This is a genomic window from Neptuniibacter sp. (assembly GCF_024231755.1).
Classification (GTDB): domain Bacteria; phylum Pseudomonadota; class Gammaproteobacteria; order Pseudomonadales; family Balneatricaceae; genus Neptuniibacter.
In genome coordinates this window covers 1-9,997 of the sequence record NZ_JAAEQH010000039.1, presented here as the reverse complement: position 1 = coordinate 9,997, position 9,997 = coordinate 1, and the positions used below count along the sequence as shown (strand labels likewise).

The window sequence follows — 9,997 nt, the reverse complement described above, 5'->3', positions numbered from 1 at the left end:
GGTTTCAAGTCATTCGCTAGCGCAGGCTGTCGCTGTGGTTACACATCTGGATGGTGTGTTGGTGGTCACCCACAGTAATAAGAGCCAGAAGTTACTTGGTATTAATTCTGAAGTTTTTGCTGGTGATACTCTGACGACCGCGGAACGGACTTTTGCCCGGCTGAAATTTAAAGATGAAAGTGAGATTGTGTTACGCCCGAAAACTACTTTCCGCATAGATGAATATATCTACGATGCGGAGGAACCAGATTCGGGGAGTTCTATTTTACGCTTATTCAAAGGTGGTCTGCGTGCTGTTACGGGACTGATTGCTAAGAATAAGAAAGAAAATTTCAAGGTTGAAACGCCGGTTGCCGTGGTGGGTATACGAGGCACAAACTTTGGTTTGATCTACTGCCAGGATGACTGTTTGGAATTGAAAACAGTCAGCGGCGACTTACCGAAAAACGGCTTATATAGCGATGTGGCTGAAGGTGCAATTATCCTGACAAATACTTCAGGAGAGCTGCTGGTCAATATTGGTGAATATGGCTTCGTTGCTGATAGTACCAGTGTGCCGATCCAGATACCTCCAGTTGACGGTATTAGAGTGACAATGCCAATTAGTTTAAGTCGTAATTCTATGGATGGTCATGGTCTCGGTGAAGCCAATGATCAGCAATGCATGATGCCTGCACAGTGACCTATTATGTTGAAATCAAATAACCGAATTCCCCATAAACTGATGTTGTTACCAGGTTTGCTGTTGGTGGCAACATCAAGCCTGGTTAACTTTAATCTTGTGGCTGAAGAGCAAAAGTCTTCACCCGCGTCACCGGTGCAGAGCCCCTCATTGGCTATCTCTGGTTTTGAAATCAAGGGTAACACCCTGCTGCAAGCTGAATTTATCGATACAACACTTGAGCCATTTACGGGTGAAGGGAGAGGTTTTGCTGATATTCAGTTTGCAATGGAGGCTTTAAAAGCGGCTTATCGAAACCAAGGCTTTAGTACGGTTCAGGTGTATGTGCCGGAGCAGGAAATACAGAATGGGGTGATTGCCTTAAATGTAATTGAAGGTGGCATCAGGCAGGTAAAAGTCAAAGGTAACAATCACCATGATGAGGCTAATATCTTGGCGAGCTTACCTGCTCTGGAAGCCGGTAAAGTGCCTAATGCCAGGGAAATATCGGAAAACTTACAACTGGTAAACCAGAATCCATCAAAGACAGTTGATGTAGTACTCAGTGTTGAGAGTGCAGAACAAGAGATAGATGCTCTGGTAACGGTAACTGATCATGACCCACTTAGTTTTACGCTTTCTGCTGATAATACGGGCAGTGATGAGACAGGGAAGTGGCGGGTGAGTGCGGGAATTCGTCATGATAATCTGTTTAATAAGGACCATAGTTTAAGTTTCAATTACACGACCAGCCCAGAACATCCAGAGCGTGTAAAACAGTATTCCCTGAGTTACCGCCTACCACTCTATGATCTGGGCGATAGTGTGGATTTTCTGGTGGCTAAGAGTGATGTTTCATCGGGGACTAATGACACGGTTTTTGGGCCGCTTAATTTCAGTGGTAAGGGTGATATATATGCCATGTATTACAACCATAACTTTGAGCGCCAAGGGGAGTACAGCTCCAGTCTGACAGCAGGTTTTGATTGGCGTCAGTATGATAATGAATGCACGGTACTGGGTGTAAGCTGTGGTTCCTCGTCTGCAGATGTAACCAGTCGCCCTTTAGGCCTTACTTATTCCGGCACTCATGCCAGCCCAGGACAACAGATCAGTTTTACTCTGGGTTACTTACATAACATACCAGGCGGTAGTGATGGTGGAGATGAAAACTACCGAGCTGCGCGACCAAATAATGTTATTGCTAACGCAGGCGCCTCTGCTGACTATGATCTCATCCGATATAGACTGGATTGGTTGCGCATCTTACCTCAAGAGTGGCAACTTCATGTTGGGCTCAAAGGCCAGTATACCTCTGATGCTTTGATCCCTGGTGAACAGATAGGCCTTGCTGGTGTTTGGGGTGTGCGGGGTTTTAAAGAGCGTGAAGTTGCCCGTGACCGTGGTTACAACGTAACGCTGGAGCTATTTAGCCCGGATTTAGGTCATATGCTGGGCATGAATGATGCTGATCTACGCGCGTTACTATTTATGGACCATGCCCGAGGGGAGCAGGTTCTGATGCAGGGTGAGACCGATCGCAACACTGTATCCCTGGGCAGTGCTGGCGTAGGGCTGCGTTTTAATTTGGCACGAGACATCACTGCCCGTTTGGATATTGCACAAGTTATTGATGCTGCAGGTGATCAAGAAGAGGGTGATGTTCTCGGCCACTTCAGTGTGAATTTTATCTGGTAAGCGGCCCCTTTTTATAGCGAAGGAAATAGCGAAGGAAAGTTTTGTGCGGCGTCACCTAATTCGTATTTTACTGAGTTTGAGTTTGTTGATTGTGTTTGTGTTGCACAGCACCTCAGTAATACATATCGAGTTATTACAACGTCTGGAAAACTACACTTACGATATTCGTGTGCGCTTAACGCCTCTTGAAGATGTGGATAAGCGCATCGTTATTCTGGATATTGATGAGCATAGTTTATTGCATGAAGGGCAGTGGCCTTGGAGTCGTAATAAATTAGCTCATATGATCGATCTGCTGTTTGACCATTATGAAATCGATGTATTAGGTTTCGATATGGTTTTTGCGGAAACGGATAACAGCTCAGGCTTGCCTCAATTGGAACAATTGGCGCAAAAGCAACTCCTGCACAACAGCGATTATCAACAACAACTTCAGTTACTGCGTTCTGAACTGGATTATGATCAGCGTTTTGCTGAAAGCTTGGCCAACAGGCGCATTGTGTTAGGTTATTACTTTGACCATGACCAAAGGCGTGAGAAAGGCGGAATTGGTCTACTACCTACTCCAATTCTTACATCTGGTAGCTTTAATCCTGAGCATATCAATGCCGCTAAAGCACAAGCATATACGGCGAACCTTACCGGATTACAAAGTGCTGCCCTTACCGCTGGCTTCTTTAATGCCTCACCATTAGTCGATCGAGATGGTGTATTTCGGCGTATCTCACTATTACAAAATTACGATGGTAATTTGTATGAAAGCCTAAGCCTGGCTGTTGCCCGTTTAGCTTTGCGCGAAACCAGTGTGAAGCTGAAATATGAAGGTGAAAGTCATGCGCTTAGTCTTGAATCGATATTACTAGGCAGACACCGTATTCCAGCAGATTTTAATCTTGGTACTTTGATTCCTTACAGAGGAAAGCAAGGGAGTTTCCCCTATGTTTCGGCAACTGAATTGTTGAAACAAACGGTACCTAAAGAACTTATGCAGGATGCTATCGTATTGCTGGGTACTACGGCTCCAGGATTGATGGATCTGCGAACAACGCCAGTGCAGGATCTCTACCCTGGTGTGGAAACCCATGCCAACCTGATTTCGGGGATTTTGGATAATCGCATTAAAGAGCGCCCTGCGTACACCATCGGCCTGGAACTGGTCTTGTTGATTACCTTAGGTCTAATCATGACCTTCTTGCTGCTGAAATGCAGCCCTATAGCCGCTATTTTTCTATATATCGGCGGCATGCTCATTTGTATTGGCTCAAACCTCTATGCCTGGCACTACCTCAATCTGGTTCTGCCACTTGCGAGCCTTCTGCTCATGATTACTCTCCAGTTTATATTCAACATGTCCTATGGCTATTTGATTGAATCCAGAGGCAAGCGTTTACTAGCAGGTCTGTTTGGTCAGTATGTACCACCAGAGCTGGTGGCTGAAATGGCGGATAAACCCGATGAGTATTCTTTAACCGGTGAGAGTCGTGAGATGACGGTTTTATTCTCAGATGTGCGTGGTTTTACCAATATGTCTGAGGGACTGGACCCCAAACAGCTGACTCAGCTGATGAATGCTTTCCTAACCCCAATGACAAGTATCATTCATCAACACCGAGGTACGATCGATAAATACATGGGTGACGCTATTATGTCCTTTTGGGGAGCGCCATTACCTGACGCGAACCAAGCAGAAAATGCATTAGATGCTGCTATAGCCATGATAGATCACCTGGACGACTTAAATGACGAGTTCGCGCAGAAAGGCTGGCCTGCCATTGATATTGGTGTGGGGCTGAATACAGGGGTAATGACGGTTGGCAACATGGGTTCCAAATTCCGTAAAGCCTATACCGTTATGGGGGATTCGGTTAACCTCGGTTCCAGACTGGAGGGGTTAACGAAAGAGTATGGCGTTAAAATTATCGTCAGCGAATTTACCAAACAGCATCTGGACTCTGCTTTCCATTTCCGCGAGCTTGATCGTGTAAAGGTTAAGGGTAAGGATCAGTCCGTTGCTATTTTTGAGCCTTTAGGTCGACTGGGACAGGTCGCAGAGTCTGAGCTGGAGCAACTGCTGCGTTATCATGAGGCGTTACAGCTTTATCGTGATCGTCAGTGGGATCAAGCAACACTAGCCTTTGAGGCTTTAAATCAGTCTCAGCCTGAGAGCTTATTGTTCCAGCTGTATTTACAGAGGCTGGAGCAATTTATCGAGCATCCCCCAGAGTCTGATTGGGATGGTACTTTTACCTTCTTGACCAAATAAGGCATTTAACTAAGGAGCCAGCGAGTAGCTCCGACTACAGTTTTCGTGTTCTGTTTCAGGGCTTTGTTTTAAGCGCCTGGTTGGCTGCATGCACATTGGACTTCAGGTGGTTAGGGTTGATTGTCCCAACTATGGCTGCAGTCACACCTGAGTGAGCAAAGATAAAGTCAAAACTAGCTTGTACCGGGTCTGCGTGTTGCTCATTGCAGATGTGCCCTGATGCCAATGCTTTTTTCAGCAGAATGCCTTTCCGGTTCTCGGCAGCGTAATCGATGACCGGTTTCTCTTCGGTGTGTGCAAGGTTATATGTCACCATGGCACAGTCTGATTTTTGCAGAGCTAAGAGTCCGCCTTCGACCGTTTTGGTAGACATGCCGGTTGCGCGGATTTTTCCTTCAGCTTTCAGTTCATTAAGAAGCTCAAGAATGCCGTACCGTTGGATGATCTCCACATCATTACCATCAGAGTGAACCAGCAGCATATCGATATAATCGGTGTCCAATCTTTTCAGGCTACGTTCGACGCTGAAGCGCACATGCTCCGGGGTAAAGTTAAAGCTGGATTCGCCACTTTGGTTATCGAATTCCTCACCTACTTTGGAGCAGATAAGCCAGTTGTCTCTTTGGCCTCTCAATAATGGGCCAAGGCGCTCTTCACTGTTGCCATAAGCCGGTGCGGTATCAATCAGATTTATGCCCAGGTCCTGCGCTAAAGCCAGGAGGTTAGCCGCTTCCTTGTCATCGGGGATAGTAAATCCTTGAGGGTATTTAACGCCTTTATCCCGTCCTAGTTTTACAGTCCCCAGCCCGATTGGTGAGATATGTAACCCGGTATTACCCAGTTCTCGTTTAAGCAAAAGAGGTCTCCCATACGGGTTGAGTGGTTGCTGGCTTGCCGAGCTCAGACAGCTCTGAAGGTTCACTGCTGTTCTCAGCGTTATGCTGGCAAAACTCTAATGCTTGATCAGCCAGATCAGGAGACAGCGCCAGCTTAGTTGGCCAGGAAACAATACAGTTCCCAACTTGCTGAGCAAATGCGGAATCAGGTCGTACCAAGGTAGATTGTTTCGGCTCGGCACGGTCAACACGCAGGCATCGCCACTCAGCAGTACTGAGATCAATCCAAGGCAACAGATCTGAGATCGCCTTTTGCGCATAAGCGATCTGTTCTTCATTGGAGCGGTCTACACCTGTTTCAGCGACATCGCCGCCTAAGTACCAGATCTGCTTACCATCAGAGCATGGATGAGTTGTGATGGTCGCTACCGGCTTACTACCAGTGCCGATACAGTGGGCAAAGGTTGGTAGATTATGGTTATGCTTCACCATGACCATATGCAATGGTCTGCGTTGCATCTCGGGTTGTTCGATCTTTAACTGCGAAGCTATTTTCTCAAAGCCTTCGCCGCTGGTAAGTAATAACTTACCCGGGATCAGTTTGAGGTTATTATCTTGCAGGTTAATTGCGCTGATCTGCTCCCCATTTTGTTCTATCTCTGCCTGGGTAAAGTCATACTGATAGATACGATCTTCTACCGGCTTGCGCAGAGCATCTACAACACTAGGTACATCCAGAACCAGTTCATTCAGGCGGTAAAGCGAACCTTTGAAAGCCTTATTCTGGAAAACTGTTGGGCGCTTCTCTTTTTTGACCTCTTCTACTCTGCCGCGAAATGCTTTGGTGGCAAAGAAAGTTGTCATTTTTGAACCAAGAGAACCTTTCGACCACATATAGTGGGCATCAGAAAGGATGTTTACATCGGTCAGATCAATTTCGCCTTTGCCTTCAAGGCAATCACGCCAGCGCTGTGGCATCTCTTTGATCGTATTAGACGCTTGGGTGAGTACGCCGTTCAGGGCGTATTTTGTTCCGCCATGGATGATACCCTGTGAGCGGATGGTCTGCCCTCCGCCCAGAGTGTCCTTTTCCAGAAGAATGGCGTTATAGCCGGATTGTACGGCACGGTTCAGTGTCCACAAACCTGCAACACCACCACCCACAATGATCAGATCGAACTTCAGTATTTTCATAGCTCGCTATTATAGAGCCGGTATTGCCGGGAGGCGAGCAGAGATGGTGGCGTGTTATACTCTGGCGCAATTTCCAATAAAGAGTCCGTAATGAATCGTACCTTGTACACAGTGCTGTTTTATCTGGCCGTTCCGATACTGTTATATCGCCTTTGGTGGCGTGGTCGAAAAGCTCCAGCGTATAGACAGCGTTGGAAAGAACGTCTGGGTTTCTTTACAGGTAAACATAGCTCCGAAAAACAATCGCTATGGATTCATGCTGTTTCAGTGGGCGAAACTCTGGCGATAGTACCGCTGGTTAAACTGATTCAGGCTCGACATCCAGATCTACCAATTGTGATGACAACAATGACGCCTACTGGAGCAGAACGGGTTGAGGCTACTTTTGGTGATTCAGTCACACATTACTACTGCCCTTATGATCTGCCCTGTGCCCTTGGTCGCTTTCTTGAAAAAGTTAAACCTGTAGGCTGTGTCATCGTTGAGACGGAGCTCTGGCCTAATTTGATAGCTGCCTGTAAACAGCGAAATGTTCCAACGCTGGTGGCAAATGCCCGCCTTTCTGCAAGATCTGCCAAAGGTTATGCCCGTTTTGGTAAGTTGGCTGCTGCAATGTTACAGCAGATTGATCTGATAGCAGCGCAGAATGAAGTGGATGGGCAGCGTTTTCTTGATCTGGGATTGCCTGAGCAATCTATGCAGGTTACAGGATCAATCAAGTTTGATGTGACAGCGCCTGAAGGCAGCGAGCGTTTGGCTTATGCGTTACGGGAGCTCTGGGGTATGGAACGTCCTGTCCTGATCGGTGCGAGTACCCATGAGGGTGAGGAAACGGCATTACTTAACGTTTATCAGCAGCTATTGTCTCAATACCCGGAACTGTTGTTAGTGATAGTGCCAAGGCACCCGGAGCGTTTTGATGTTGTTGCAGAAGAGATCAAACAAGCCGGATTTAAGCTTTCCCGACGTAGTTTGGGCCAGCAGCCCTCACCCAAAACCCAGGTCTATCTTGGTGACACCATGGGTGAATTGATGAAACTACTGGCTGCCGCAGATATTGCGTTTGTGGGTGGCAGTTTGATTGAGCGAGGTGGGCATAATCCATTAGAACCTGCGGTGCTAAAAAAGCCGGTTGTAATGGGCAAGCACTTTTTCAATTTTCAGTTGATCTGTGATGCTCTGGCTGAGGCTGGAGGATTATCGGTTGTAGATTCTGAAGTGCAGCTGAAATCACAGATAGCGGAGCTACTATCTGATCTGGAAAAAGCTGCTGCGCAGGGTGACGCGGGTTATCAGTTTGTGAAACAGAATCAGGGCGCGTTGGAAAAACTATACGCCCTGACGGAAACGATTTGTATCAAGCGGTAGTTCGGCGATCCATCTCTTCGCAGAGCCAGTGGCCAACAAAGATATGTGCTTCCTGAATGCGTGCAGTTTCGTCTGCTGGGATACGGATCAGGTGATCAGCGATATCGTTTAGTTTGCCTCCATGGGAGCCGGTCCAGGCCCATGTGGTGCAACCAATCTCTTTTGCCGCTTCGATAGCATCGATAACATTGGCGCTGTTGCCTGATGTGGAGATGCCAATGATAAGGTCTTCTGCTTTTGCCAACGCCTGAACCTGACGGGTGAAAACAGAATCGTAGCTGTAATCGTTACTGTGTGCGGTCAGGATAGAGGTGTCTACGGTTAGCGCAATAGCTGCAAGGGGCTGACGTTCCGCTTTGTAGCGCACTACAAACTCTGCAGCCAGATGCTGACTGTCTGCAGCACTTCCGCCGTTACCCATGAAAATCAGTTTGCCGCCTTTTTCAAAGCAGCTATCGATCTGGTCTGCCAGTAGTTCAACTTCACTTTGCAGAGTGTGTAGTTGATTGAATGTATCGAAGTGACGCTGCAATGCGTTAGTGAAAGACATATCAGATACCTGTCAGATCAAATTCAAGAGATTCGCCTGCTTGTTCTGAGAAGGCTTTTGCAAAAAATGGAGCCAGTTGCTGCCCATCGCTGTCCAGAACCCAACTCTCCTGTTCAGAATCATAGTCAAAGTGGAAACCGCCACTCTTGGTGGCTAACCAGAGTTGTTTAACAGGAGCCTGACGCGTAAAGATCAACTGAGTGCGGTTTTCGCAGATAATTGTCAGAATCCCTCCGCCCAGTTGAACATCGATATCAGTTTCTGCGTCATCCAGAATCTCTTCAATCCGGTCCAGCGTGTCATCAACCAGATCGTTAAATTCGCTCTCAGTCATCAAATTCTCCGGGAACATTTGTTGTTCGTACTTACTCTGGGGCAAGAGTATATCAAGCAATTTGGTGAAATTGATAATGAGATCGTTTAACTACAGTACCGACTTAAAGGTATGATGGCCCTTTAACCTTGGTAAAGGCACCAATATGCAACCGTATTCCGGACCAGCAGATAGAAATAAAGAGCCTATTCTTGAGGTGATCTCAGATATTTTAATGGCGTCAAAAAGAGTGTTAGAAGTCGGTTCAGGGACGGGGCAGCATGCTTTGTATTTCTCCGAACAGATGCCGCATTTGACGTGGTTGCCGAGTGATTTTGCAGAGGGTTATGACGTTTTACGTGCTCAATTCGAGCAGAACTCCAGAACAAATGTCGCAGCTCCAATAGAATTGGATGTTCGGAATATACCTTGGGATTCCTGCCTAACTGATCATGTAATTGATCTGGTCTATACAGCCAATACTTTGCACATTATGTCTTGGGCTGCAGTAGAGACGTTTTTTGCTGGAATTGAGCAGGTTCTGGGAAAGGAAGGTTTCCTCGTAGTGTATGGTCCCTTTAAATATAACGGTGATTTTACTACACCCAGTAATGCTCAGTTCGACCAGTGGTTGAAAAACCGTGACCCTGTGAGTGGGGTACGTGACTTTGAGGCCGTAAATGCATTGGCGGAGTCCATAGGCTTAGTGTTGCAGAATGATTGTGCTATGCCGGCAAACAATCAATGCTTGATCTGGCGCCGGAGCCTTTAAGTAATATCCCTTAAGCAATGGGATACTTAGGGGATGAGAATTAGGCTTTTTATTCCGTCCTTAAATTACCCTCTCTTCCAATGAAAATCCGGGTATAATCGACCGATTAGTGACCTGAAAAGGGAAAGTGCTGTGAGAACAGAGAAAAAGTATTTTGGTTTAGCCATTTTGTTTAGTTTGGTGTTGCTGGGTGGCTGTGGACAGAAAGGCCCTCTATATCTGCCAGATGGCGAAAATCAAAAGCAAACACAGCAGAAGTAAAAGTTTAGAGAAGATTGATGGATACATTTGAATATCGTAATGGGCAGCTCTGTTGTGAGGATGTTGCCCTGACCCGCATCG

10 protein-coding genes are annotated in these 9,997 nt (G+C 46.7%); 6 read left to right on the top strand and 4 right to left on the bottom strand.

What is annotated here, in order from left to right; genetic code table 11:
• The 3 genes from GY843_RS01250 to GY843_RS01240 form a co-directional block, all read left to right on the top strand.
• On the top strand, positions 1-682 hold a 682-nt coding region (locus GY843_RS01250; protein WP_297305903.1), incomplete at its 5' end, for a FecR family protein.
• A gap of 6 nt (positions 683-688) precedes the next feature.
• Positions 689-2,359 carry a ShlB/FhaC/HecB family hemolysin secretion/activation protein gene (locus tag GY843_RS01245; RefSeq protein ID WP_297305902.1) on the top strand — a complete coding sequence of 557 codons (1,671 nt, stop codon included), beginning with the start codon at positions 689-691 and terminating at the stop codon, positions 2,357-2,359.
• 43 nt (positions 2,360-2,402) lie between these two features.
• Complete coding sequence (locus tag GY843_RS01240) at positions 2,403-4,622, top strand: CHASE2 domain-containing protein (protein ID WP_297305901.1); 2,220 nt, start codon at positions 2,403-2,405, stop codon at positions 4,620-4,622.
• A gap of 55 nt (positions 4,623-4,677) precedes the next feature.
• Here the strand turns inward: GY843_RS01240 and GY843_RS01235 are convergent, their stop codons facing one another.
• On the bottom strand, positions 4,678-5,478 hold the full coding sequence (locus GY843_RS01235) for an aldo/keto reductase (RefSeq protein ID WP_297305900.1): 801 nt from the start codon (positions 5,476-5,478) through the stop codon (positions 4,678-4,680).
• On the bottom strand, positions 5,471-6,652 hold the full coding sequence (locus GY843_RS01230; protein ID WP_297305899.1) for an FAD-dependent oxidoreductase: 1,182 nt from the start codon (positions 6,650-6,652) through the stop codon (positions 5,471-5,473). Before GY843_RS01230 ends, GY843_RS01235 begins: the two co-directional genes overlap by 8 nt.
• A 90-nt stretch (positions 6,653-6,742) precedes the next feature.
• Here GY843_RS01230 and waaA point away from each other — a divergent pair, with 90 nt between their 5' ends.
• Complete coding sequence (gene waaA, locus GY843_RS01225; RefSeq protein WP_297305898.1) at positions 6,743-8,020, top strand: lipid IV(A) 3-deoxy-D-manno-octulosonic acid transferase; 1,278 nt, start codon at positions 6,743-6,745, stop codon at positions 8,018-8,020.
• Here the strand turns inward: waaA and GY843_RS01220 are convergent.
• Both GY843_RS01220 and cyaY read right to left on the bottom strand, forming a co-directional pair.
• Positions 8,010-8,570 (bottom strand): SIS domain-containing protein, encoded by a 561-nt coding sequence (locus tag GY843_RS01220; RefSeq protein WP_297305897.1) that lies wholly within the window; start codon positions 8,568-8,570, stop codon positions 8,010-8,012. The two genes, waaA and GY843_RS01220, sit on opposite strands and share 11 nt — an antisense overlap.
• A gap of 1 nt (position 8,571) precedes the next feature.
• Entirely contained in the window at positions 8,572-8,904 is a 333-nt protein-coding gene (gene cyaY / locus GY843_RS01215; protein ID WP_297305896.1) for an iron donor protein CyaY, read from the bottom strand.
• A gap of 145 nt (positions 8,905-9,049) precedes the next feature.
• On the opposite strand from cyaY, the gene GY843_RS01210 reads away from it, so the two are divergent.
• A complete protein-coding gene (locus tag GY843_RS01210) occupies positions 9,050-9,655 on the top strand; it encodes a DUF938 domain-containing protein (protein WP_297305895.1) in 606 nt (201 codons plus the stop codon).
• A gap of 165 nt (positions 9,656-9,820) precedes the next feature.
• On the top strand, positions 9,821-9,916 hold the full coding sequence (locus tag GY843_RS01205; protein WP_297305904.1) for a lipoprotein: 96 nt from the start codon (positions 9,821-9,823) through the stop codon (positions 9,914-9,916).
• The last annotated feature ends 81 nt before the right edge of the window (positions 9,917-9,997 follow it).

Coding starts and splice junctions, on each gene's coding strand:
- GY843_RS01245 (WP_297305902.1), top strand. CDS start 689: ATGTTGAAATCAAATAACCGAATTCCCCATAAACTGATGTTGTTACCA.
- GY843_RS01230 (WP_297305899.1), bottom strand. CDS start 6,652: ATGAAAATACTGAAGTTCGATCTGATCATTGTGGGTGGTGGTGTTGCA.
- waaA (WP_297305898.1), top strand. CDS start 6,743: ATGAATCGTACCTTGTACACAGTGCTGTTTTATCTGGCCGTTCCGATA.
- GY843_RS01220 (WP_297305897.1), bottom strand. CDS start 8,570: ATGTCTTTCACTAACGCATTGCAGCGTCACTTCGATACATTCAATCAA.
- cyaY (WP_297305896.1), bottom strand. CDS start 8,904: ATGACTGAGAGCGAATTTAACGATCTGGTTGATGACACGCTGGACCGG.
- GY843_RS01210 (WP_297305895.1), top strand. CDS start 9,050: ATGCAACCGTATTCCGGACCAGCAGATAGAAATAAAGAGCCTATTCTT.